Source organism: Kosakonia oryziphila (genome assembly GCF_900094795.1).
GTDB classification, from domain to species: domain Bacteria; phylum Pseudomonadota; class Gammaproteobacteria; order Enterobacterales; family Enterobacteriaceae; genus Kosakonia; species Kosakonia oryziphila.
Genome location: NZ_FMBC01000029.1, coordinates 38945 through 63976, shown reverse-complemented (window position 1 = coordinate 63976; position 25032 = coordinate 38945). Strand labels below are relative to the sequence as shown.

General features: G+C 52.6%; 16 protein-coding genes, 1 rRNA gene, 2 pseudogenes and 1 riboswitch. Of the genes and pseudogenes, 14 read left to right on the top strand and 5 right to left on the bottom strand.

Going from position 1 to position 25032, the window contains the following annotated elements:
* Positions 1 to 179 precede the first annotated feature (179 nt).
* The 5 genes from rrf (at position 180) to aceK (ending at position 6459) form a co-directional block, all read left to right on the top strand.
* A 5S ribosomal RNA gene (rrf, locus tag GA0061070_RS14685) occupies positions 180 to 295 on the top strand.
* A 201-nt stretch (positions 296 to 496) separates the two neighbouring features.
* On the top strand, positions 497 to 1426 hold the full coding sequence (gene metA / locus GA0061070_RS14680; RefSeq protein ID WP_090136816.1) for a homoserine O-acetyltransferase MetA: 930 nt from the start codon (positions 497 to 499) through the stop codon (positions 1424 to 1426).
* A 246-nt stretch (positions 1427 to 1672) separates the two neighbouring features.
* The gene (aceB, locus tag GA0061070_RS14675) at positions 1673 to 3274 is read left to right on the top strand and encodes a malate synthase A (protein WP_090136815.1); all 1602 of its coding nucleotides are present in this window, start codon (positions 1673 to 1675) and stop codon (positions 3272 to 3274) included.
* A gap of 34 nt (positions 3275 to 3308) precedes the next feature.
* Positions 3309 to 4613 (top strand): isocitrate lyase, encoded by a 1305-nt coding sequence (gene aceA / locus GA0061070_RS14670; RefSeq protein ID WP_090136814.1) that lies wholly within the window; start codon positions 3309 to 3311, stop codon positions 4611 to 4613.
* Between the two features lie 97 nt (positions 4614 to 4710).
* Positions 4711 to 6459 carry a bifunctional isocitrate dehydrogenase kinase/phosphatase gene (gene aceK / locus GA0061070_RS14665; protein WP_090136813.1) on the top strand — a complete coding sequence of 583 codons (1749 nt, stop codon included), beginning with the start codon at positions 4711 to 4713 and terminating at the stop codon, positions 6457 to 6459.
* Positions 6460 to 6622: 163 nt separating this feature from the next.
* Here aceK and iclR read toward each other — a convergent pair whose 3' ends face one another.
* Positions 6623 to 7447, bottom strand: coding sequence for a glyoxylate bypass operon transcriptional repressor IclR (gene iclR / locus GA0061070_RS14660; RefSeq protein ID WP_090136812.1), 825 nt, complete (start codon positions 7445 to 7447; stop codon positions 6623 to 6625).
* A gap of 195 nt (positions 7448 to 7642) precedes the next feature.
* Between iclR and metH the strand changes: the two genes are divergently transcribed.
* The 5 genes from metH (at position 7643) to rluF (ending at position 15632) form a co-directional block, all read left to right on the top strand.
* Positions 7643 to 11329, top strand: coding sequence for a methionine synthase (gene metH / locus GA0061070_RS14655; RefSeq protein ID WP_090136811.1), 3687 nt, complete (start codon positions 7643 to 7645; stop codon positions 11327 to 11329).
* Positions 11330 to 11570: 241 nt separating this feature from the next.
* Positions 11571 to 12380 carry a DUF8093 domain-containing protein gene (locus GA0061070_RS14650; RefSeq protein WP_244153137.1) on the top strand — a complete coding sequence of 270 codons (810 nt, stop codon included), beginning with the start codon at positions 11571 to 11573 and terminating at the stop codon, positions 12378 to 12380.
* The gene (locus tag GA0061070_RS14645; RefSeq protein ID WP_244153135.1) at positions 12355 to 12831 is read left to right on the top strand and encodes a hypothetical protein; all 477 of its coding nucleotides are present in this window, start codon (positions 12355 to 12357) and stop codon (positions 12829 to 12831) included. Before GA0061070_RS14650 ends, GA0061070_RS14645 begins: the two co-directional genes overlap by 26 nt.
* 170 nt (positions 12832 to 13001) lie before the next feature.
* Entirely contained in the window at positions 13002 to 14633 is a 1632-nt protein-coding gene (locus tag GA0061070_RS14640) for a Na/Pi cotransporter family protein (RefSeq protein WP_090136809.1), read from the top strand.
* A gap of 135 nt (positions 14634 to 14768) precedes the next feature.
* Entirely contained in the window at positions 14769 to 15632 is an 864-nt protein-coding gene (rluF, locus tag GA0061070_RS14635; RefSeq protein ID WP_090136808.1) for a 23S rRNA pseudouridine(2604) synthase RluF, read from the top strand.
* On the opposite strand, the gene GA0061070_RS14630 is transcribed toward rluF, so the two are convergent.
* From GA0061070_RS14630 to lysC, 3 genes are all read right to left on the bottom strand, one after another.
* Complete coding sequence (locus tag GA0061070_RS14630) at positions 15633 to 15905, bottom strand: YjbD family protein (RefSeq protein WP_090136807.1); 273 nt, start codon at positions 15903 to 15905, stop codon at positions 15633 to 15635.
* A 258-nt stretch (positions 15906 to 16163) separates the two neighbouring features.
* Complete coding sequence (gene panS / locus GA0061070_RS14625) at positions 16164 to 17105, bottom strand: ketopantoate/pantoate/pantothenate transporter PanS (protein ID WP_090136806.1); 942 nt, start codon at positions 17103 to 17105, stop codon at positions 16164 to 16166.
* A gap of 89 nt (positions 17106 to 17194) precedes the next feature.
* A complete protein-coding gene (gene lysC / locus GA0061070_RS14620; RefSeq protein ID WP_090136805.1) occupies positions 17195 to 18544 on the bottom strand; it encodes a lysine-sensitive aspartokinase 3 in 1350 nt (449 codons plus the stop codon).
* A gap of 91 nt (positions 18545 to 18635) precedes the next feature.
* Positions 18636 to 18831, bottom strand: a riboswitch (Lysine riboswitch).
* 628 nt (positions 18832 to 19459) lie between these two features.
* On the opposite strand from lysC, the gene pgi reads away from it, so the two are divergent.
* On the top strand, positions 19460 to 21109 hold the full coding sequence (gene pgi, locus GA0061070_RS14615) for a glucose-6-phosphate isomerase (protein ID WP_090136804.1): 1650 nt from the start codon (positions 19460 to 19462) through the stop codon (positions 21107 to 21109).
* Between the two features lie 108 nt (positions 21110 to 21217).
* Here the strand turns inward: pgi and GA0061070_RS14610 are convergent.
* Positions 21218 to 21995: pseudogene (locus GA0061070_RS14610) on the bottom strand (Tn3 family transposase); the annotation flags it as partial.
* Between GA0061070_RS14610 and GA0061070_RS25535 the strand changes: the two are divergent.
* The 3 genes and pseudogenes from GA0061070_RS25535 to GA0061070_RS24795 all read left to right on the top strand — a co-directional run.
* Positions 21990 to 22130 (top strand): annotated as a pseudogene (locus GA0061070_RS25535) (recombinase family protein); the annotation flags it as partial. The pseudogenes GA0061070_RS14610 and GA0061070_RS25535 overlap by 6 nt on opposite strands.
* Positions 22131 to 22187: 57 nt before the next feature.
* The gene (locus tag GA0061070_RS14600; RefSeq protein ID WP_090136803.1) at positions 22188 to 24335 is read left to right on the top strand and encodes a glycoside hydrolase family 73 protein; all 2148 of its coding nucleotides are present in this window, start codon (positions 22188 to 22190) and stop codon (positions 24333 to 24335) included.
* On the top strand, positions 24332 to 24679 hold the full coding sequence (locus tag GA0061070_RS24795; RefSeq protein ID WP_139109772.1) for a hypothetical protein: 348 nt from the start codon (positions 24332 to 24334) through the stop codon (positions 24677 to 24679). Before GA0061070_RS14600 ends, GA0061070_RS24795 begins: the two co-directional genes overlap by 4 nt.
* Positions 24680 to 25032 lie beyond the last annotated feature (353 nt).

Below are 25032 nucleotides of genomic sequence, written 5' to 3'. Positions count from 1 at the left end.
GATTTGAGAAGACGAGCAATATTCAGCTTTGATTCAGATTAGCGGAAACGAAAGATTTTACGCTGAGGCAAGGCGGCAAACGCGGCGAAGGAAGGAGCATACGGTGGTATGTGACTGAGTTCGCAAGAGCAGCCAACACAGTCTCAGTGGAAAAGATTCGTTTCGTGCACCAGAATTTGCCTGGCGGCACTAGCGCGGTGGTCCCACCTGACCCCATGCCGAACTCAGAAGTGAAACGCCGTAGCGCCGATGGTAGTGTGGGGTCTCCCCATGCGAGAGTAGGGAACTGCCAGGCATCAAACCCGTGAAAAGGCCATCCGTAAGGATGGCCTTTTTGCATTCTGCACGACAAAAAATCTAAAATCATTGCATAGACGAACCATGACGTGAAACTTTCTCACCTTTCACTTGCGGACTCGACATTTTGCTGATTCCTGGGTATCTTCGGCTATCTGGATGTCTAAACGTTTAAACGTATGCAGTGAGGATATAAGTTATGCCGATTCGGGTGCAGGACGAGCTGCCAGCCGTCAATTTCTTGCGTGACGAGAACGTCTTTGTAATGACGACTTCGCGCGCGACAGTTCAGGAGATCCGTCCCCTGAAGGTATTGATCCTGAACCTGATGCCAAAGAAGATTGAGACAGAAAACCAGTTTCTGCGTCTGCTGTCCAACTCACCGCTACAGGTTGATGTGCGCCTGCTGCGCATCGATTCCCGCGAGTCGCGCAATACGCCAGCTGAGCACCTGAATACCTTTTACTGTAATTTTGATGAAATCAGCCACGAAAACTACGATGGCCTGATTGTTACCGGCGCGCCGCTGGGTCTGGTTGAGTTTAACGATGTTGCCTACTGGCCGCAGATCGAGCAGGTACTGGAGTGGGCGAAAGATCACGTTACCTCAACGCTGTTTGTCTGTTGGGCAGTACAGGCCGCACTCAATATTCTTTATGGCATTCCCAAGCAGACCCGCAGTGAAAAGCTCTCCGGTGTGTATGAGCACCACATCCTTCATCCCCACGCGCTGCTGACACGCGGTTTTGATGATGTCTTCCTTGCTCCGCACTCCCGCTATGCGGATTTCCCGGCGGCACTGATCCGCGACTACACGGATCTGGAGATTTTGGCCGAAACAGAAGAGGGCGATGCCTACCTGTTTGCCAGCAAAGATAAACGTATTGCTTTTGTAACCGGACACCCGGAATACGATGCTAACACGCTGGCGAATGAATATTTCCGCGATGTGGAAGCTGGCCTCAGTCCTGAACTGCCGCATAACTATTTCCCGCAAGGCGATTCGCAGAATAAACCGCGCGCCTCCTGGCGCAGCCATGGCAACCTGCTGTTCATCAACTGGCTCAACTACTACGTCTACCAGATCACGCCATACGATCTGCGCCACATGAATCCGACGCTGGATTAAGCGTTTCAGCCCTACATACCAGGCGCCTTCGGGCGCTTTTTTTATTTCCGAAAATCACTTCTCAACATAATAAAACTATAACTTCATTGTTATCAGTTAGTTATTTACTTTTTCATTATAAAATGGAAATTGTTTTTGATTTTGGAAAATTTATTCGCCAGGATTGATCCTGCTGAACGAAAACTGCACAAACGATCTTCGTCAGCATTGGGAAATGACTTTGCTGCAAAAAAGAGGAATCGCACCATGACACAACAGGCAACAACAATCGATGAACTGGCCTTTACCCAGCCGTATGGCGAACAGGAGAGGCAGATACTTACTCCGGAGGCAGTAGAGTTTCTGAGCGAGCTGGTGACACGTTTTACGCCAAAACGTAATCAGCTACTGGCAGCGCGTCAGCGCCAACAGCAACAAATTGATGCCGGTACGTTGCCTGGATTTATTTCGGAAACAGCTTCCATTCGTGAATCTGACTGGACGATTCGTGGAGTACCGGAAGATCTGCTCGACCGCCGCGTGGAGATCACCGGGCCGGTGGAACGCAAAATGGTCATCAATGCGCTGAATGCCAATGTCAAAGTTTTCATGGCGGATTTTGAAGATTCGCTGGCGCCGAACTGGGACAAAGTGATCGATGGGCAGATTAACTTGCGCGATGCGGTCAACGGCACCATCAGCTATACCAATGAGGCTGGCAAGATTTATCAGCTAAAGCCCAATCCAGCGGTTCTGGTCTGCCGCGTGCGCGGCTTACATCTGCCAGAAAAGCATGTGACCTGGCGTGGTGAAGCGATCCCCGGCAGCCTGTTCGACTTTGCACTCTACTTCTTTCATAACCATAAAAACCTGCTCGCCAAAGGTAGTGGTCCCTATTTTTATCTGCCGAAAACCCAGTCCTGGCAAGAAGCGGCCTGGTGGAGTGAGGTATTCAGTTATACCGAAGACCGGTTTAATTTGCCGCGCGGCACCATTAAAGCGACGCTGCTGATTGAAACGCTGCCTGCTGTGTTTCAGATGGACGAAATCCTGCACGCGCTGCGCGATCATATTGTCGGGCTAAACTGCGGACGCTGGGATTATATCTTCAGCTATATCAAAACTCTGAAAAACTATCCGGATCGGGTTTTACCGGATCGCCAGGTGGTCACCATGGATAAGCCTTTCCTCAGCGCCTATTCCCGCCTGTTAATCAAAACCTGTCATCGCCGCGGCGCATTCGCTATGGGCGGTATGGCGGCGTTTATTCCCAGTAAAGATGCCGAACGCAACAACTGGGTACTGAATAAAGTGAAAGCCGACAAAGAACTCGAAGCGCGTAACGGTCATGACGGTACCTGGATTGCTCACCCGGGCCTTGGCGATACAGTGATGGACGTGTTCAACGCCGCGCTCGGCGATAATAAAAACCAATTGTTTATCAGCCGTAAAGACGATGCCCCAATCACCGCAGAGCAACTGCTGGCGCCGTGTGAAGGTGAACGCACCGAAGAGGGTATGCGTGCCAATATTCGCGTGGCGGTGCAATACATCGAAGCGTGGATCTCCGGCAATGGCTGCGTACCGATTTACGGGCTGATGGAAGATGCCGCCACCGCCGAAATCTCCCGCACCTCTATCTGGCAGTGGATCCACCACGAAAAGACGCTCAGCAACGGCAAACCGGTGACCAAAACGCTGTTCCGCCAGATGCTGGCCGAAGAGATGCTGGTTATTCAGGACGAGCTGGGCGAGCAACGATTCAGCAGCGGTCGTTTTGACGACGCAGCTCGGCTGATGGAGCAGATCACCACCTCTGATGAGCTGATCGACTTCCTGACGTTGCCCGGCTATCGCTTACTTGCTTAATTCACCAACCTGACACCCTATGGAGCATCCGCATATGAAAACTCGTACCCAACAAATCGAAGAATTACAAAAAGAGTGGAAGCAACCGCGCTGGGAAGGCATCCGCCGCCCATATAGCGCGGAAGAGGTGGTGAAATTACGCGGTTCGGTCAATCCGGAATGTACGCTGGCGCAACTGGGCGCGGCCAAAATGTGGCGGCTGCTGCATGGCGAATCGAAAAAAGGTTACATCAATAGCCTTGGCGCGCTGACCGGTGGTCAGGCCTTACAACAGGCGAAAGCGGGGATCGAAGCAATTTACCTCTCCGGCTGGCAGGTCGCCGCAGATGCTAACCTGGCATCAAGCATGTATCCGGATCAGTCGCTCTATCCGGCGAATTCGGTACCGTCGGTGGTCGAACGGATTAACAATACCTTCCGTCGCGCCGATCAGATCCAGTGGGCTTCCGGTATTGAACCGGGCGATCCGCGTTTTGTAGACTATTTCCTGCCAATCGTGGCGGATGCCGAAGCCGGTTTTGGCGGCGTGCTTAATGCCTTTGAACTGATGAAATCGATGATTGAGGCCGGTGCTGCTGCCGTTCACTTTGAAGATCAGCTCGCGTCGGTGAAAAAATGCGGGCATATGGGCGGCAAAGTGCTGGTACCGACACAGGAAGCGGTGCAGAAACTGGTAGCTGCGCGTCTCGCTGCGGATGTGCTGGGCGTTCCGACGCTGTTGGTGGCACGTACCGATGCAGATGCAGCCGATCTGATCACCTCCGATTGCGATCCCTATGACAGCGCCTTTATTACCGGCGAGCGCACCAACGAAGGTTTCTACCGCACAAATGCCGGGATTGAGCAGGCTATCAGCCGCGGCCTGGCTTACGCACCGTATGCCGATTTGGTGTGGTGCGAAACCTCGACGCCAGACCTTAAGCTGGCACGCCGGTTTGCCGATGCGATCCATGCAAAATTCCCTGGCAAACTGCTGGCCTACAACTGCTCGCCATCGTTCAACTGGAAAAAGAATCTCGACGACAGCACCATCGCCCGCTTCCAGCAGGAGCTGTCGGACATGGGGTATAAATTCCAGTTCATTACCCTCGCCGGTATTCACAGCATGTGGTTCAACATGTTCGACCTGGCGCACGCCTATGCGCAGGGCGAAGGGATGAAACACTATGTCGAGAAGGTACAGCAGCCGGAATTCGCCGCAGGCAAAGAGGGTTACACCTTCGTTTCTCACCAGCAGGAAGTTGGCACGGGCTACTTCGACAGGGTCACCACCATTATTCAGGGCGGTACCTCTTCGGTGACCGCGTTGACAGGCTCGACCGAAGAAGCGCAGTTCTGATTGGCGATACCCGGCAGGCAAAAGCTGCCGGGTTTGCGGCCCCTCGTCTGCCGGATAACGCTCTCCGGCAACACTCTGCCCGACATGAGGACAAAAGATGTCGCGTGGCCTGGAACTACTGATTGCACAAACCATTCTGCAAGGCTTCGATGCGCAATATGGGCGCTTCCTGGAGGTCACATCCGGTGCCCAGCAGCGTTTTGAACAGGCGGACTGGCAGGCTGTGCAGCAGGCGATGAAGCAGCGCATTCATCTTTATGACCATCATGTTGGCCTCGTAGTGGAGCAGTTACGCTGCATTACCGACAGCCAAAGCCCCGACGCGGCGTTTCTGTTGCGGGTTAAAGAGCATTACACCCGGTTGCTACCGGATTACCCCCGCTTTGAGATTGCCGAAAGTTTTTTCAATTCGGTCTACTGCCGCTTGTTCGATCACCGATCATTAACGCCGGAGCGCTTATTTATCTTTAGCTCACAGCCGGAGCGCCGCTTTCGCACCATCCCGCGCCCGCTGGCGAAAGATTTTTGGCCGGAACGCGGCTGGGAGGCGTTACTCAATAAAGTGCTGACGGATTTACCGCTGCGCCTGCCGTGGCAGGATAAAACGCGCGATATCGGTTATATCACTGCACATTTGCAGGAGGCTTTCGGCCACGAAGGTCTGGCGAAATCGCATCTGCAAGTGGCAAATGAATTGTTTTATCGCAATAAGGCAGCTTGGCTGGTTGGCAAACTCGTCACCCCGCTGGCAACGCTGCCCTTTTTGCTGCCAATCCACCGCACCGATGAAGGCGAACTGTTTGTCGATACCTGCCTGACCACGCCTGCTGAAGCCAGCATCGTGTTTGGTTTTGCCCGATCCTATTTTATGGTCTATGCGCCGCTGCCTGCCGCGACAGTGGAGTGGCTGCGGGAGATCCTGCCGGGTAAAACCACCGCCGAATTGTATATGGCGATTGGCTGCCAGAAGCACGGCAAAACCGAAAGTTATCGCGAATACCTGAACTACATCCGCGCCAGCAATGAGCAGTTTATTGAAGCGCCGGGCATTCGCGGCATGGTGATGCTGGTCTTTACGCTACCGGGGTTTGACCGGGTGTTTAAAGTCATTAAAGACGTCTTTCCTCCGCAAAAAGAGATGAGTGCGGCACATGTTCGCGCCTGTTACCAGTTGGTCAAAGAGCACGATCGCGTCGGACGCATGGCCGATACGCAGGAGTTTGAAAATTTTGTGCTGGAAAAAAGGCAAATCGCCCCCGCGCTGATGACATTACTGCTGGAACAGGCGCCAGGCAAAATCACCGATCTCGGCGACAGTATCGCCATCAGCCATCTCTACATTGAGCGGCGCATGGTGCCGCTGAACATCTGGTTTGAGCAGGTCAAAGGCCAGCAACTGCGTGATGCAGTGGAAGAGTACGGCAACGCCATCCGCCAGCTTGCCGCCGCCAATATCTTCCCCGGCGATATGCTGTTCAAGAACTTTGGCGTCACCCGTCATGGCCGCGTCGTGTTCTACGACTACGATGAAATTTGCTATATGACGGAGGTGAATTTTCGCGATATTCCGCCTCCACGCTACCCGGAAGATGAGTTGAGCGCTGAACCCTGGTACAGCGTGGCACCCGGCGATGTTTTTCCGCAGGAGTTTCGTCACTGGCTGTGCGCCGATCCAGAAATTGGCCCGTTGTTTGAGGAGATGCACGCCGATTTACTGCGCGCCGACTACTGGCGAGGGTTACAGGAACGCATCCGGCAGGGACATGTGGAAGATGTTTATGCCTACCGTAAGCGTCAACGCTTCAGCATACGTTTCGGCGCTGGCACCTTACGGCAAGCGGGCTGAACGTTAAGTGGGCGTGCAGGTTGAATTGCTACGCGCTATAAGCGGCATAGCGGAAGAATAGCTGGAGATGATCTCCCCTATGAGTTGAGATGATGCCTGTCACAGGGGAGATAAATAAGTTGCAGCGTTTATTCAGTGGATAAAGAGATAATAGTGAAGGTAATTAACGCATTCCTCCGTAGGCCTGCGTCACCTCTTTTGCGCCGCGAATGACCATTGCGCCCAGTTCGGTCACGCGGTCATCTGTCATACGCGATATTGGCCCGGAGATAGAGATCGCCGCGAATGGCTCGCCGTGTTCATCATAAATACAAGCGGCAACGCAGCGTAGACCCAGCGCATGTTCTTCATCGTCAAAAGAGTAGCCGCGCTTACGCGTCTGGGCGAGATCCTCTTTCAGATGCACTGGCGAAACCAGCGTCGCGTGGGTATAGGCGTGCAGCCCCTGGCGGTGCAGCAGATTACCGACCTGCTCATCATCCAGCCGTGCTAAAAAGGCCTTACCTGCGCCGGAGGCGTGCATTGGCAGCTTGCCGCCAATGGGCGCGGACATTCGCATTAACTGGGTACACTGCACCTGATCGATAATAATTGCCTGATGATCGCTTTTATCCAGCACGGCAAGATTAACCGTCTCACCTGACTCTTCCATCAGTTTACGCAGAATGGGATGCACAATCGCCATCAGGTTGCGGCTTTGCAGAAAGCTGCTGCCGACAATAAAAGCATGTGCGCCTACCGCCCAGTGACCCAACTCGCCAACCTGACGGACAAAGCCCAGTTGCTGCATGGTAGTAAGCAGTCGATGGGTGGTGGAATTGGGCAAACCGGCCTGTTGCGCCAGTTCCGTTAGCGCAATGCTGCCGTGGGATTCTGCGATCCATTCCAGCAGTTTCAGGCCACGGGTTAATGACTGGACTTGTCCGCCGGCCGGAGCGGCTGGCGCGGTGGCTTTTCTGCCACGTTTTGCGGGAACGGAAGCGACCATCGGCTGGCTCCTTTTTCTGTATCGTGGAAATCATTTTCGTTTTAACAGAGTATAACGTAACTCCGTGGCATACTGATCGGATGAGTGAAGCTGAACATCTCTCATGTTAACTCACTGCCGCTTTTCCGTTCTGCCACTTTGTGCCAGTATGTTTTGCTGGCCTTTTGGCCTGATTGAGCCTTGTCGGGAGCACGTGTGAGCAGCAAAGTTGAACAACTACAACAGCAATTAAATGAACGCATTCTGGTTCTGGACGGTGGTATGGGTACCATGATCCAGAGCTATCGTCTGAGCGAGCAGGATTTTCGCGGCGAGCGCTTTGCCGACTGGCCATGCGATCTGAAAGGAAACAACGACTTGCTGGTGCTCAGCAAGCCGGATGTAATCACCGCCATTCATGACGCCTATTTTGCTGCGGGCGCGGATATCATCGAAACCAACACTTTTAACTCGACGACCATCGCCATGGCGGATTACCAGATGGAATCCCTGTCGGCGGAAATCAACTTTGCCGCAGCGAAACTGGCCCGCGCCTGCGCCGATAAATGGACAGCACAAACGCCGGAGAAACCACGCTATGTGGCTGGAGTGCTTGGCCCGACTAACCGCACTGCCTCCATTTCCCCGAATGTCAACGATCCGGCGTTTCGTAATATCTCCTTCGATCAACTGGTGGAGGCCTACCGCGAATCAACCAAAGCGCTGGTGGAAGGCGGTGCCGACCTGATCCTAATCGAAACGGTGTTCGATACGCTTAACGCCAAAGCGGCGATCTTTGCTGTTAAAGAAGAATTTGATGCGTTGGGTATTGAACTGCCGATCATGATTTCCGGCACTATTACCGATGCGTCCGGTCGTACGCTCTCCGGCCAGACGACAGAGGCATTTTACAACTCGCTGCGCCATGCCGATGCGCTTACTTTCGGCCTTAACTGCGCGCTGGGGCCAGACGAACTGCGCCAGTACGTGCAGGAATTGTCGCGCATTGCTGAATGTTACGTTACCGCGCACCCGAACGCCGGTCTGCCGAATGCCTTTGGCGAGTACGATCTGGATGCCGCTACCATGGCGACGCAGATCCGCGAGTGGGCGGAGGCCGGGTTCCTGAATATCGTCGGTGGTTGCTGCGGCACCACGCCGGAACATATCGCTGCCATGAGCAACGCTGTTGCCGGGCTGTCACCGCGTAAACTGCCGGAAATCCCGGTGGCTTGCCGCCTTTCCGGGCTTGAGCCGTTGAATATCGGCGACGACAGCCTGTTTGTAAACGTCGGCGAACGAACTAACGTTACCGGCTCGGCCAAATTCAAGCGTCTGATCAAAGAAGAAAAATACAACGAAGCGCTCGACGTGGCGCGCCAGCAGGTGGAAAGCGGCGCGCAGATCATCGATATCAACATGGATGAGGGGATGCTTGATGCCGAAGCGGCGATGGTGCGCTTCCTCAATCTGATCGCTGGTGAACCGGACATCGCCCGTGTGCCGATCATGATCGACTCCTCGAAGTGGGAGGTGATTGAAAAAGGACTGAAATGCATCCAGGGCAAAGGCATTGTTAACTCCATCTCTATGAAAGAAGGGGTTGAGCCGTTTATCCATCACGCGAAACGCGTGCGCCGTTACGGCGCGGCGGTGGTGGTGATGGCCTTTGATGAAGTGGGTCAGGCGGATACCCGCGCGCGCAAAATCGACATTTGCCGCCGCGCCTATAAAATCCTCACCGAAGAGGTAGGATTCCCGCCGGAAGACATTATCTTCGACCCAAATATCTTCGCGGTGGCGACCGGGATTGAAGAGCACAACAACTATGCGCAGGACTTTATCGGCGCCTGTGAAGATATCAAACGCGAGCTGCCGCATGCGCTGATCTCCGGCGGTGTATCGAACGTCTCCTTCTCCTTCCGCGGTAACGATCCGGTGCGTGAAGCGATTCACGCCGTCTTCCTTTATTACGCTATTCGCAACGGTATGGACATGGGGATCGTAAACGCCGGTCAGTTGGCGATTTATGACGATCTACCCGCCGAGCTGCGCGATGGCGTTGAGGATGTGATTCTTAACCGTCGTGACGATGCCACTGAGCGCATGCTTGATCTGGCCGAAAAATATCGCGGCAGTAAAGGTGCGGATAATGGCGCACAGGCGCAACTGGCCGAGTGGCGTAGCTGGGATGTGAAAAAGCGCCTCGAATATTCGTTGGTGAAAGGTATTACCGAATTTATTGAGCAGGATACCGAAGAAGCCCGTCAGCAAGCCGCTCGCCCGATCGAGGTGATCGAAGGGCCGCTGATGGACGGTATGAACGTAGTCGGCGATCTGTTCGGCGAAGGTAAGATGTTCCTGCCGCAGGTAGTTAAATCCGCCCGCGTGATGAAGCAGGCGGTAGCTTACCTGGAGCCGTATATCGAAGCCAGCAAAGAGCAGGGCAAAAGCAACGGCAAGATGGTGATCGCCACAGTGAAAGGCGATGTGCATGATATCGGCAAAAACATCGTCGGCGTGGTGTTGCAGTGCAATAACTACGAAATCGTCGATCTTGGTGTAATGGTGCCGGCCGACAAAATCCTGAAAACCGCCCGCGAAGTGAACGCTGACCTGATTGGCCTTTCCGGGCTGATTACGCCGTCGCTCGATGAGATGGTCAACGTGGCTAAAGAGATGGAACGCCAGGGGTTCACCATTCCGCTGCTGATTGGCGGCGCGACCACCTCGAAAGCGCACACGGCAGTTAAAATCGAGCAAAACTACAGCGGGCCGACGATCTATGTGCAGAACGCCTCACGCACAGTGGGTGTCGTGTCGTCACTGCTGTCGGACACCCAGCGCGATGAGTTTGTCGCCCGCACACGAAAAGAGTATGAAACGGTGCGCATTCAGCACGCGCGCAAAAAACCGCGTACACCGCCGGTAACCTTGCAGGCTGCACGGGAAAACGATCTGGCTTTCGACTGGACGAGTTATACACCGCCGGTGGCGCATCGCCCCGGCGTGCATGAGGTCGCGGCCAGCATCGAGACGCTGCGCAACTATATCGACTGGACGCCGTTCTTTATGACTTGGTCGCTGGCGGGCAAGTATCCGCGCATTCTGGAAGATGAGGTGGTGGGCGAAGAGGCGAAGCGTCTGTTTAAGGATGCGAACGAGATGCTCGATATGCTGAGTGCGGAAAAGCGGCTTAACCCGCGCGGTGTGGTCGGGTTGTTTCCGGCAAACCGCGTCGGTGATGACATAGAAATCTACCGTGATGAAACCCGCACGCAGGTGCTGACGGTCGGTTGCCATCTGCGTCAGCAGACCGAAAAAACCGGTTTCGCCAACTACTGCCTGGCCGATTTTGTTGCGCCGAAACTGAGCGGAAAAGCAGACTACATCGGCGCTTTTGCTGTGACCGGCGGGCTGGAAGAAGACGCGCTGGCAGAGGCTTATGATGCCGCACATGATGATTACAATAAAATTATGGTGAAAGCGGTGGCCGATCGCCTTGCAGAGGCGTTTGCCGAATACCTGCATGAGCGGGTGCGTAAAGTGTACTGGGGTTATGCGCTAAATGAAAACCTCAACAATGAAGAGCTAATCCGCGAGAACTACCAGGGGATTCGCCCCGCACCGGGCTACCCTGCATGCCCGGAACATACCGAAAAAGGCACCATCTGGCAGTTACTGGATGTGGAAAAACATACCGGTATGAAGCTGACAGAATCTTATGCCATGTGGCCGGGCGCCTCGGTTTCCGGCTGGTATTTTAGCCATCCGGAGAGCAAGTATTTCGCCGTCGCGCAAATTCAGCGCGATCAGGTGGAGGATTATGCGCGGCGTAAAGGCATGTCAGTGTCAGAGGTTGAGCGTTGGCTGTCCGCAAATTTAGGCTACGATGCCGACTAACCGCAATACATTGCATAGCGACGGGGCATTATTTAATGCCCCGTTTTTTTTCATCACTTTTCATAAAAACTTCACTAAGCAAACATAATACAAATTGAAACTAAGAACTTTCTTAAAGTTGGATGATTCCTTAGACCACTGTTCTTCTTCATGCGTATGATGAGCGCTGGCCAACAGGCAAGATTACTTCCTTTTTTTGCAGTTCATTCGTTTGTCATAAATTTAACTTAGGTCTTATAAAATGAACGTTTATGATATAAGAAAAAGAAATTTATTGCCGAAAGATTATGAAAATATCCTCGCGCCGGACATTGCGAAAAATATTATCAGAAAGGAATATTTTATCGAAAGTAGTCCTAATAATGTCCTTGGGAGTATCGATGGTTATAGCATTAAAAAACACCATGGTTTTAAATATGGTTTACCGCACGACCCCTTAGGCCATCAAAAAGAGAAATATATTGATAGTCTGGTGGATAGAGGCGTGGTGGTGGTGGTACGGCCAAATGTCAGCGCCCGCAACCGCTTCTACTATCCGTTTTTTATTGCGGAAAACGGCGCGCTGTTTTGCGTACAGGAAGTGTCGTTTAATGCTGTCTATATCAGGGCCATACTGAACGGTTTTAAAGACAGCGTAGCGATTCACGGCACGCCTTCACCAACCCGTAGCAGCTTTGTGCCTGTAACGGCGGAGTACGGCCCCGGATACTGGAAAACCAACGAGACGGACTTTCATGGCGTTAAAAACGCGGCGGTGATGTTACTCAACCGCGCGACCAGTATGGGCGAGCAGGGGCGTGTATTTGGCTCGGATGGCAAAGATTATATGAATACCTCGCGGGATAAAATCCAGTTGTGGACGCCCATTCCGGACAGTGTAGTATCAGATACCCGGGAAATTCTCTATAATCGTTCGGTAATCAGGCGCTATGGCGACAAGCGATCGATAAGTCAAAAATATCTCGAAGGAGATTATGCCTGGACGCAATCGGGTAAATCATGGCAATGGATTCCAGGGGTAAGGGATGAAGATTATGAGTTTAAAAAATAAGATATACCTGTTCTGGGGGGTTATGGATGCACTGGCATTAGCCGGATATTTATTTTTTTCGATACAGGGTGGTGGCGTTCCTTTTTATTCCGACATCCATGGGTTTTATACCAACTACACGCAATTAGGTGTAGGCGGTTTAAGCGGTGGTTTGATCCAGTTGCTGTTCTTTATTAATATTGCGTTGATTGTTTCATTAGCATTTTCTGGCTGGTGGATGATCGCCAAAAAGGATATCAATGGTATATTTTTAATCGTACAGGAAATTGGTCGGGTATTTTCGTTGAAATGCTCCATTGCGTTTATCCCACTGATTATACATTTCTCCGATGTGCGCTCTCCGTGGATCGCCATCCTGTTGTTTGTCTTGTCAGAGGTGGTCAAACTTGGCTCTATTATGTGGATTAAACGAAATGATGAGTCGCAGGCCATGGATGCCGCCAGCCGTTAAGCGCTGAGCCTCTATCATTGTCACAAAACCGTCATTTTTCCTTACAACTCGTAGGATGCTTAAGCAGTGTTCTGCGTTATTCCTGGCTTTAACACCTTATACTTAAACCATAATGTTGTGGCTATTTGCAGATAGTCTGCAACGCATAACAATAAGGGGGATCCCACTCAGTGCTGACTTTGCTTCATCTGTTATCTGCTGTTGCCTTGCTGGTATGGGGCACCCATATTGTCCGTACCGGCGTGATGCGCGTTTTTGGCTCCCGTTTACGGACGGTGCTCAGCCGCAGTGTAGAGAAAAAACCGCTCGCCTTCTGCGCGGGTATCGGCGTGACCGCGCTGGTGCAGAGCAGCAACGCGACAACCATGCTGGTGACATCCTTCGTGGCGCAGGATTTAGTGGCGCTGACCCCGGCACTGGTGATCGTGCTTGGTGCCGATGTCGGGACTGCGCTGATGGCGCGCGTGCTGACTTTCGATCTTTCCTGGCTGTCGCCGCTGCTGATCTTTATAGGCGTGATTTTTTTCCTCGGCCGCAAACAAACCCGTGAAGGACAACTTGGCCGCGTCAGTATTGGTCTTGGGCTGATCCTACTGGCGCTGGAACTCATCGTGCAGGCGGTTACGCCAATCACCCAGGCAAGCGGGGTACAGGTGATTTTTGCCTCGCTAACGGGGGATATCCTGTTGGATGCGCTGATTGGTGCAATCTTTGCGATAATCAGTTATTCAAGCCTGGCCGCCGTACTGCTGACGGCAACGCTGGCCGCCGCCAGTATTATCTCGTTTCCGGTGGCGCTATGCCTGGTGATTGGCGCCAACCTTGGTTCCGGTTTGCTGGCGATGCTGAACAACAGTGCTGCTAATGCTGCTGCCCGCCGGGTGGCGCTCGGTAGCTTGCTGTTTAAGCTGGTAGGCAGCCTGATTATTCTGCCGTTTGTCCATGTGCTCGCCAGTTCGATGCAAAAACTGCCGCTGCCGGAAGCGGAACTGGTGATTTACTTCCACGTTTTCTACAACTTGATCCGCTGTCTGGCGATGGTGCCGTTTGCCGGGCCGATGGCAAAATTTTGCAAACGCATCATTAGTGATGAACAAGAATTGGATGCACGTCTGAAACCCAAACATCTCGACAGTTCTGCGCTGGATACGCCGACGCTGGCGCTGGCGAATGCCGCGCGCGAAACGTTGCGCATAGGCGATGCAATGGAGCTGATGCTGGAAGGGTTGCATAAAGTGATGCACGGCGAACCGCGGCAGGAGAAAGAGCTGCGCAAGCTGGCAGATGACGTCAACGTACTCTATACCGCTATCAAGCTCTATCTGGCGCGTATGCCGAAAGAGGAGCTGGCGGAAGAGGAGTCAAAGCGCTGGGCGGAAATTATCGAGATGTCGCTTAACCTGGAACAGGCTTCCGATATTGTCGAGCGGATGGGCAGTGAAATTGCCGACAAATCGTTAGCCGCACGACGCGCTTTTTCAGGGGAAGGGCTGAAAGAGCTGGATGCGCTGCATGAACGGCTGGTGGGAAATCTGAAACTGGCGATGTCAGTGTTTTTCTCCAGCGATGTCACCAGCGCCCGCCGACTGCGTCGCAGCAAGCACCGCTTCCGTATTATGAACCGGCGCTATGCGCATGCGCATGTTGATCGACTGCATCAGCAAAACGTTCAGAGCATTGAAACCAGTTCGTTGCACCTTGCTCTGTTGGGGGACATGAAACGACTCAACTCCCTGTTTTGCTCGGTGGCCTATGGCGTTCTGGAACAACCCGATGAAGATGATGATCGCGACGATAATTAACCCCGCCGTGCCAGTGGGCACGGCTTTTAAAACCTCTGGTTTTATCGGGTTAGCGCACAAATTAATTTACGCACGATAAAAATCCATTTTTTCTCCTCTTAAAGACAGTTATATTCCGCTTTTACAGGAGAGTTTATGCTGCCAACCCAATCAACACGTTTAAACAAATATATCAGCGAAAGCGGTATCTGCTCGCGTCGTGAGGCCGATCGTTACATTGAGCAGGGCAATGTCTTTATCAACGGCAAGCGCGCCGGGATTGGCGATCAAGTTGCTGCCGGAGACGTTGTCAAAGTGAACGGTCAACTTATCGAGCCGCGAAATGCAGAAGATCTGGTATTTATCGCGCTGAATAAACCGGTTGGCATTGTCAGTACCACCGAAGACGGCGAAAAAGACAATATTGTTGATTTTGTTAATCATAGTAGCCGTATCTTCCCTATTGGTCGTCTGGACAAAGATTCGCAAGGGTTGATTTTTCTCACTAATCACGGCGACTTAGTGAATAAAATCCTGCGCGCAGGTAACGACCACGAAAAAGAGTATCTGGTGACCGTCAACAAACCGGTGACCGATGAGTTTATTCGGGGCATGGGCGCGGGCGTGCCAATCCTCGGCACGGTAACCAAAAAGTGCAAGGTTAAGAAAGAGGCGCCTTTTACCTTCCGCATCACGCTGGTGCAGGGGCTGAACCGCCAGATCCGCCGCATGTGCGAACATTTCGGCTATGAAGTCACAAAACTGGAACGCACGCGTATTATGAATGTCAGCCTCACCGGGCTGCCGCCGGGAGAGTGGCGCGATTTAACCGACGACGAACTGATCGCGCTGTTCAAACTGATCGAAAACTCATCTTCAGAAGCAAAGCCGAAAGCCAAAGCAAAACCGCAGGCTGCGAGAAAACCTGCCGTCAATATTGCGAAGCCCGAAGAGAAAAACCGGGGCAAACCGGCGGGTAAACGCTTTACCCAGCCGGGCAGGAAAAAGAAAGGGCGCTGATTAGCGTCTGCCGCGCGTTGAGGTATTCGCCGACCAGGAAAAGGTCGTGCTCTCATCCGGTTTATAAGCCTGCTGTTTTTTTGCTTTGCGGGCTTTCTTCACTTCCGTTTCACGCTGCTCCATCAGCTTATCGATGTACTCTTTTTTCACATGATTCGCTTCAGAATTGCTGAGCGGGCGTCCGTGCGCGATACGGGCGCGATCGAGCAGGGTTTTTAGCTCCCTCTGTTCGCTCTCCGTCATCTCTTTTTGCGTCAGTCTGGTCAGGGCCATGGATTCTCTCCTCGGGAAGTGCCACGAGTGTACGCGATACGGCCAGGTAAAGCATGCACGATGGGGCATAAACGCGGGAACGCGCTTCTCATATTTGCCAGAGCGTGGGTGACATTCTGATTTCGCAGGGTAGCGTGATTAAACCAAACATAATCCGGGCTCTGGCTGAACGATTTAATGTTTCAACCGATATTTATTGAGCCCGTTAGCCAGACTGCAGGTTAAGTGGAATGGCTGAGGCTCAACTATTCCACCGTTTTAACCCTCTTTTACCGCATTCGCGTTACGCCCGTCGACGGGTTTACCGGACCAGTAACCCGCCAGCAGTGAACCAGAGAGGTTATGCCAGACGGAGAACAATGCGCCAGGGAGTGCGGCGAGCGGGGAGAAATAGATTTTACCCAGCGCGGCGGCCAGACCGGAGTTTTGCATGCCGACTTCAATCGCCAGCGTGCGGCAGGTGGATTCATCAAAACCGAACAGGCGTCCGCCCCAGTAACCGCCCAGCAGACCGATGCTGTTGTGCAGGATCACCGCGAGAATCACCACCAGACCAACCGAGGCGATATACGCCGCAGAACCGGCCACTACCGCGCTGATAATCGCCAGGATACAAACCATCGAAAAGGCGGGCAGATACGGTTCGACCGCTTTCACCACGCGCGGGAACAGGTGATGCACAACCAACCCCAGCGCTATTGGGATCACCACAATTTGCATAATACTGATCAGCATACCCATCATATCCACCTGGATATGCGCATCGACGTACAGGCGCGTTAGCAGCGGCGTGGCGATCACACCGACCAGGGTTGAGACAGAAGAGATGGTGACTGACAGCGCGACGTCGCCTTTTGCCAGATAGATCATCACGTTCGACGCCGTACCGCTGGCGACGCTGCCGACCAGCACCATTCCGGCGGACAAATCCGGCGGCATCTTAAAGATCAACGCCAGTAACCATGCCGCCAGCGGCATCACCAGATAGTGCAGAAAAATTCCTGCGGCGACCGGTGCCGGGCGAGAGAGCACACGTTTAAAATCATCAAGTTTCAGATGCACGCCCATACCGAACATAATCAGCATCAGCAGCGTGGTCACCCACGGACCGATGGCGATGAACGTGGGCGGGAAGTAATAAGCGAGGACGGAAAGCAGCAGCGCCCATAATGGGAACAGCCGCGTCAGTGTTGCGAGCATGTGAGGAATTCCTTGCGATTGTTGTGTTTTTTTATAAAAAGGCCGGGTTCGTGCCCGGCCATCGTTATTGTTTATCGTGCTAAGGAATTTTATTCAAACAAATTATGATGCAACTTCTGTACAACCTGCTCTGCTTCGGCGCCTGGCACCAGGAAACAGAGGTTATGGCTGGATGCGCCGTAGCAGATCATTCGAATGTTGAACGGGTCGAGCACGCCAAACACCTCTTTTCCCACGCCGCAGGCTTTCGACAGTTCATTGCCGATCAGCGCCACCAGCGCAAGGTTCTCTTCCACTTCCACGCGGCACAGCGATGACAGTTCGGTCAGCAGCGACTGGGTCAGCAGCGTATCGCCGGTTGATGTTGAACCGGTGGTATCCAGTGTCAGCGCAACGCTCACTTCGGAGGTAGTGATCAGATCGACAGAGATATTATGTCGTGCGAGGATGCCGAACACTTCGGCCAGGAAGCCACGGGAGTGCAGCATGTTCAGGCTGTGCAGCGTCAGCAGCGTTTGTCTGCGGCGCAGCGCCAGTGCGCGGAACAGCGGCGGATTAGTGGTTTTGTTGCATACCAGCGTACCGCCTGCTTTCGGATCCTTGCTGGAGCCGACAAATACCGGAATGTCGCTGCGCACGGCGGGCAATAGGGTGGCCGGATGCAGTACTTTCGCGCCAAAAGTGGCCATTTCAGCCGCTTCTTCAAAGGCGATTTCATCAATGCGTTTTGCTGCCGGAACGACGCGTGGGTCGGTGGTATAGATGCCCGGAACATCTGTCCAGATATCCACACGCGAGGCGTGTAGCGCTTCACCCAGCAGGGCTGCCGTATAGTCGCTGCCGCCACGGCCCAGCGTGGTGGTACGGCCTTTGGCTTCGCTACCGATAAAGCCCTGGGTAATGATTAACCCTTCGCTGAGGCGCGGTGCGAGCTGCTGGGCGGAAAGCTCAGCCAGCGTGGCGACATCTGGCTCAGCACGGCCAAAGCGATCGCTGGTACGCATGACTTTACGCACGTCAAACCACTGAGCCTGGACATTACGTTCACGTAGTATTTCAACAAACAGCAGGGTCGACATTAATTCGCCATGGCTCACCAGCTCGTCGGTCAGGGCAGTAGAGGTCGCGAGCGATGCGGCTTCCGCCAGGGTGGTGATATTTTCCAGCAGGCGTTCGATCTCTTCACGAATCACGGAAGGATTCGCCATACGTTCCAGGATATCGAACTGAATTTTGCGGATAGCGTCTAGTTTTACGAAGCGCTCGCTGGCTTCAAGCCCTTCAGACAGGGCAACCAGCAGATTGGTCACGCCCGCAGAGGCGGAGAGAACAACCAGGCGGACACTGGCATCGGCAAGCACCACGTCCGCACTGCGGTTCATGGCATCGTAATCGGCAACACTGGTGCCGCCAAATTTGGCGACAACTAAACTCGTCATAACAACCTCGTGTCAGGGGATCCAATATTCAGCCTTGGCACAAGGGAAGAGCGAAAAACAGGGGTGGCGCAGATAACAAAACAACTACGTTCTCCCCAGAAGCGCTCCACCTTGCGAAACGCCCGACTGCGAACGTTTCTGGTGACAACCCAGAGGATTCAGCCTCTGTAGCCGATAACGCACGCTGCCAGGCGCTTTGTTATCTCGGCGTTGCTCCCCCTCAGGTGTTTTCTTTAGTCTGGCACTTCGTACACCGTGTACCTGGGCAACGCGCCTCTTCTGGCTATTACCTTCGCCTTTCGCGCCGTGGCGGTGTTGGCTGCCTTCACTTACCCCGGTCACTTACTGGTGTAAGCTCCCGGCGATGCGTTCAGTTGCCGCCTGGCCACAACGCGAAATGCTTTGGTAATACTTACCTTCGTTTGTCGCGCCGTGGTGGTGTTGGCTGCCTTCACTTACCCCGGTCACTTACTGGTGTAAGCTCCCGGCGATGCGTTCAGTTGCCGCCTGGCCACAACGCGAAATGCTTTGGTAATACTTACCTTCGTTTGTCGCACTGAAGCGGCGTTGACTCAGGTAACTTTAAACTGCTCGCTGGCGATATACGTGTCGGTCCTACAGAGTGTATAGACCGGATAAACGCAATGCCATCCGATAATCTTCTTCTACGTGCACGCGCAAGAAGTGTGGTTATAAATAAAGGGTTAGCGGGGGCGCTGTCAACGCCGGGATTATGCGGATTTTTCATGCGGCTTTTGCAATCAGTAAAATGACTTATGTTATGTGGATAATCGGCCGTTTTCGCCATGTTTGAGCCGCGGAACAGAGGGTCGGGTACAAAAACCATCACAATTTTCCCCGGCAGGCGCTACAATCGACCGCAGTCACAATTCTCAAAATCAGAAGAGTATTGCTATGAAAAACATCAACCCAACGCAGACCTCTGCCTGGCAGGCATTACAGAAACACTACGCTGACATGAAGAACGTCACTATCGCGGATCTGTTCGCGAAAGACGGCGACCGTTTTAGTAAGTTTTCCGCAACCTTCGATGACCTGATGCTGGTGGATTTCTCCAAAAACCGCATCACGCAAGAGACTCTGGATAAGTTGCTGGCGCTCGCCAAAGAGACCGACCTGGCAGCGGCCATTAAGTCCATGTTCTCCGGGGAAAAGATTAACCGCACCGAAGATCGCGCCGTCCTGCACGTTGCGCTGCGTAATCGTAGTAATACCCCGATTCTGGTTGATGGCAAAGACGTGATGCCGGAAGTGAATGCTGTGCTGGAGAAGATGAAAACCTTCTCTGAAGCGATCATTTCAGGCGCATGGAAAGGCTATACCGGCAAACCGATCACTGATGTGGTGAACATCGGTATTGGTGGCTCTGACCTCGGTCCGTTTATGGTCACCGAAGCGCTGCGCCCTTACAAAAATCACCTGAACATGCATTTCGTCTCTAACGTCGATGGCACGCATATTGCCGAAGTGCTGAAAAAAGTGAACCCGGAAACCACGCTATTCCTCGTGGCCTCTAAAACCTTCACAACCCAGGAAACCATGACCAACGCCCACAGCGCGCGCGACTGGTTCCTGAAAACAGCCGGTGACGAAAAACACGTTGCGAAACACTTCGCCGCACTCTCCACCAACGGCAAAGCGGTTGGTGAGTTTGGTATCGACACCGCGAACATGTTTGAGTTCTGGGATTGGGTGGGCGGCCGCTACTCACTGTGGTCAGCCATTGGCCTGTCGATCATCCTCTCCGTGGGTTTCGACAACTTTGTTGAGCTGCTCTCCGGCGCTCACGCGATGGACAAACACTTCTCCACCACTGAGTTGCCGAAAAACCTGCCAGTACTGCTGGCGCTGATCGGCATCTGGTACAACAACTTCTTTGGTGCTGAAACTGAAGCTATCCTGCCATATGACCAGTACATGCACCGCTTTGCTGCCTATTTCCAGCAGGGCAACATGGAATCTAACGGTAAATACGTTGACCGTAACGGCAACGCCGTGGATTACCAGACTGGCCCGATTATCTGGGGTGAACCGGGGACTAACGGTCAGCACGCGTTCTATCAGCTAATTCATCAGGGAACCAAGATGGTGCCGTGCGACTTCATCGCGCCGGCTATTACCCACAACGCGCTTTCTGATCACCACCAGAAATTGCTGTCTAACTTCTTCGCACAGACCGAAGCGCTGGCTTTTGGTAAATCCCGTGAAGTGGTTGAACAGGAATACCGGGACCAGGGTAAAGATCCGGCCACGCTGGAACACGTTGTGCCGTTCAAAGTGTTTGAAGGCAACCGTCCGACCAACTCCATCCTGCTGCGTGAAATCACGCCGTTTAGCCTCGGTGCATTAATTGCGCTCTACGAGCACAAGATCTTCACTCAGGGCGCTATCCTTAATATCTTCACCTTTGACCAGTGGGGCGTGGAGCTGGGTAAACAGTTGGCGAACCGCATTCTGCCTGAACTGGGCGATGATAAAGCCATCTCCAGCCATGACAGTTCAACCAACGGTCTGATTAACCGCTATAAATCCTGGCGCGGATAATCGAGCTACAGATAGAGCGTCGCTTCGGCGGCGCTTTTTTTCGCCTGCTGAATATATTAATCCCCTGTGCATATAGGGCTCTGTTTGGGAAACGGAAGATATTGTATGTTAAGATGATTTTTTGTACTGGCTGATACCAACTGGCAGCAAAGAACGATACTTCCCTTCAACAAGTTTTTTATTGTTTCGCCAGATATAGTCCCCCGTCAGATTAATGTGCTCCCAGCCCAGTGGAGACAAGTGTGACAGCAACTGATTATTGATATGTAGCCCTTTCTTTTTCAGTAAGTTAATGGCGTTTTCTATATACACGGTATTCCACAATGTGATCGCGGCGGTGAACAGCGTAAGCCCACTGGCGCGGTAACTCTGGTTTTCCTGGCCACGATCCCTTATTTCGCCCAGACGATGCATGAAAACGGCTCTGGCAAGGGCATTCCGGGCTTCCCCTTTGTTCAGTCCAGCCTGAACTCTGCGACGTAGTGAAGGATCGCGGAACCAGTCCAGCATAAACAGTGTTCGTTCAATGCGACCGATTTCCCCTCAGTGCCTTAGCAAGCCCATTCTGTTTCGGATAGCTGGCCAGTGTTTTCAGCATCAGAGAAGCAGTCACCGTTCCCTGCTTTATTGATGTCGCCAGCCTCAAAATTTCATTCCAGTGTATTTCTATCTCTTTGATATTCAGTGGAGTTGTGGAAATAATTGACTGTAGCGCAGGATATTTATCAACCTTCCCCTGAATAAACAACCGCTTGTCGTGAAGATCCCGGATCCTTGGTGCAAAAGCGAACCCCAACAGATGCATCAGCGCGAAAACATGTTCCGTGAAGCCTGCCGTATCGGTGTAATGCTCCGTTATTTCAAGATCACTTTCGTGATACAGCATCAGAAAGTCCTGTACTACCGGCAGGTCAAGAAACTGAGTATCAGGGAAACAGCGGATGCAACGGGATACAGCCCTTCCCGGATATGTCGCATCCAGGCGTTGTACCGGCAATCAGAATCGGGAAATTTTTGTTAAGTTACGCCTGGAGTATGATGGGCCGTTATTTAACCCGATAAACAAAAAGGATTTGCTATGTCGAAGCCGGAAAACGGCCAGCAGCTCCCGGCCATCCGCTGGCCGGTGCCGAAAAATAACCGGGGCGGGGAGTTCAGTAACCTGGAGGAGATGCTGGCGCATCTTGAAGGGGAAGCCACCGGGCACTGGCTGATTGGCCGTAATGGTATGTGGCACGGTGGTATTCACATTACCGACACCACCACACCGTGGTGTGCGCTCAGCGGCCAGGCGATGAATGAGGCCGTGGATTTCCCTGTGCCGTTTAAGGGGGAGCAGGCCGTGCGGTGCATGGCAGACGGTGAGGTGGTGGCGTACCGGATTAACCGTGATTATCTCAGCGTGCCGTGGTACTGGGGGGATTTGCGCTACTCCGGCTCTTTTGTGCTTATTCGCCACCGTGTTCAGCCAGGGGAAACGGCAGAGAGCGGGCTGATCTTTTACACCCTGTATATGCATCTCGCGCCATGGCTGGCCTATCCGGAGCAGGACAGTACTGCGTTTAAAGTTGCTGACGACCAGCACCTGAATGCGTATGTGGACGCGTCACGGCAGTGGGTGGCGGCAGAGCTGCCGCCCGGTACACGGGTGACATGGGACAAAGCGGTCAGCGATGACACGATGACCGGGAGCAACGGGCGGCAGTATGCGCACGTCACGCTGGCGGAGCCGGTCACTGGCAGTATGAGCCTGAACGCCGGGGACCGGGTGTGGACGGTGTGCGACAAAGGAAATCTGGTTCCGGCCTGCGACAGCGTCACCCGTCCGGTGTGGTGGTCGCCGCTCCTGCCGCCGTCACGCGAAACCATGCAGTTTGATACGGTGGTGTGTCCGACCCCTTATCCGATTAAGGCCGGTGATCCGGTGGGCCATCTGGGCTGGTTTCAGTTCCCCACGGAGGACGGGCATGAAAAACGCTATCAGGTGCATATCGAATGCCTGACGACGGACGATCTGCCGCGCTTCCTGAGCAATCCGGAAGGTGTGGGGCGCGAGATACCTGTTTTTGCCCGCTGTCCGAAGGGTATACCGGTGTACCTGAAAGTCACCAGCGGGGAAATACAAAAGGATCTGATAACCACACAGACCGAAACGGTGATGGCGCTGTCCGGGCAGGCTGTGACGGACAAAGAGGGTAAGCGCTACTGGCCGGGCGGTTCGTCGCGCGGGCTGCTGGCAGAGTCCGATGTGCAGCTGCTGTCCCGGTACGATCTGGCCAGCCGTGGTTTTGAGGCCACGGAGGACAGCCCGGTGAGTTTTGACCATCTCGACGGGAAGACGCAGCTGAAAGGGCTGGTGAAGACGATTTTTGAGCGGTTTTTCAGCGTGGCGGACAATGGTGGGCAGCCCTGGAGCAAGGGGGATGCGTTCAACTACCGGCAGTTGCTGAACCAGATTGATGACACGAAATCTCCCCGGTATAACCCGGAACAGTACCGGCGTGCGGTGCAGAACCCATCAATGCGCGATCACCTGTACCGCCTGTGCGTGAAGCACCCCAGCGACTGGTACTACTCGTCGGAAACTCCGGTGTGGAAAACGTTCTTTACGCCGCAGCTGAAAAGAGACGTGCCGGAGTGGTACGCCTACAGCATGAAGTTCCTGACGGATATCCGCTGGATGCACCGTGTGGCGGGGATGGTGGAAAATCCGTGGCATCTGCATCCACTAGTTTTTCTGGATGCGATAAATATTAAGCTAAACTCGAAAAAACCAATCGATAAAGAGTTTGTTAAATTCGTCTTTGATGAGGCCAGGAAAGATGAATTAACATCACATGTTCCGGCTGCAATAACTACAGCGCAAGCCATTCTAGAAACAGGATATGGAAAATCTGTTCCTGTCGATATTTATAGTGGCGAGTATAGTAATAATTTATTCGGTATTAAGGCTCACGGCAACCCAAGTTTTGTTTGTGTTAATACACATGAGTTTATAAACGGTGTTAAAAAACCAATGGTTGATAAATTCATGAAATATGATTCGTATGAAGAAAGTGTTTCAGGCAGATCTGCTTTCTTTGCTAAAAACAAAAGATATCATTTTTTATTCGATTATACAGACCCTTGTGATTGGGCCAGAGGACTTCAACGTGCCGGATATGCAACAGATCCTAACTACGCAGATAAGCTAATAAAAATAATGAAGAGAGAGAATTTGCTATGAAAGTTATACCTGGGTTGGTTCTTCTGCTTTCTCCATTTTTATCTTGGGGAGGGTGCGATGAAATTAATTCAGTAGCTGAACGATATCAAGATCTGACTCAGTCATCAGATTCAGGATATGTGGTAACTGATACACATAGGGTATATTTTTATAGTGCACCAGATGAGACATGTAAAATAAAAGATTTATTTATAATTAATAGTGATCAGGTTAATTTATATGCAGAGTATAAGGGGTTTTCATCTGTTATCTTTTTTGACAAGGATGGTGATCCAGTGAGTGGATGGATTCATTCCAAATCAATTAAACCCACAGGTACGGGCATTGGCCCTGAGTCAAAGTAGAGTCTGAGGCCTAACCGTATTGAGATGCATATTGTGTGCGTCTTTTGTCCAAAGACTGGATGACAAAGGATCACTGGATGATCCATAAGTAATGCCTTATAGAAAGCAGTTTCTTCACACCTTAGTGGTTAAAAAACAGCCTTAACGAACAATATTTCCGTTTCCCAAACGGAGCCCATATATATTGATTCCGGGTTTCCACAATATATATAAGCGATTTCGATAATGATATTACCCCCTTTGCTAAATTACGGGCGCGCGTTGATTCTTTGCGGCAGATATCGGGGCTCAGGTTTATCTGAAAAAGCTGCCATCATTTCCAGTCATTGCTATGCATTTTAGGAGTAGCCTTA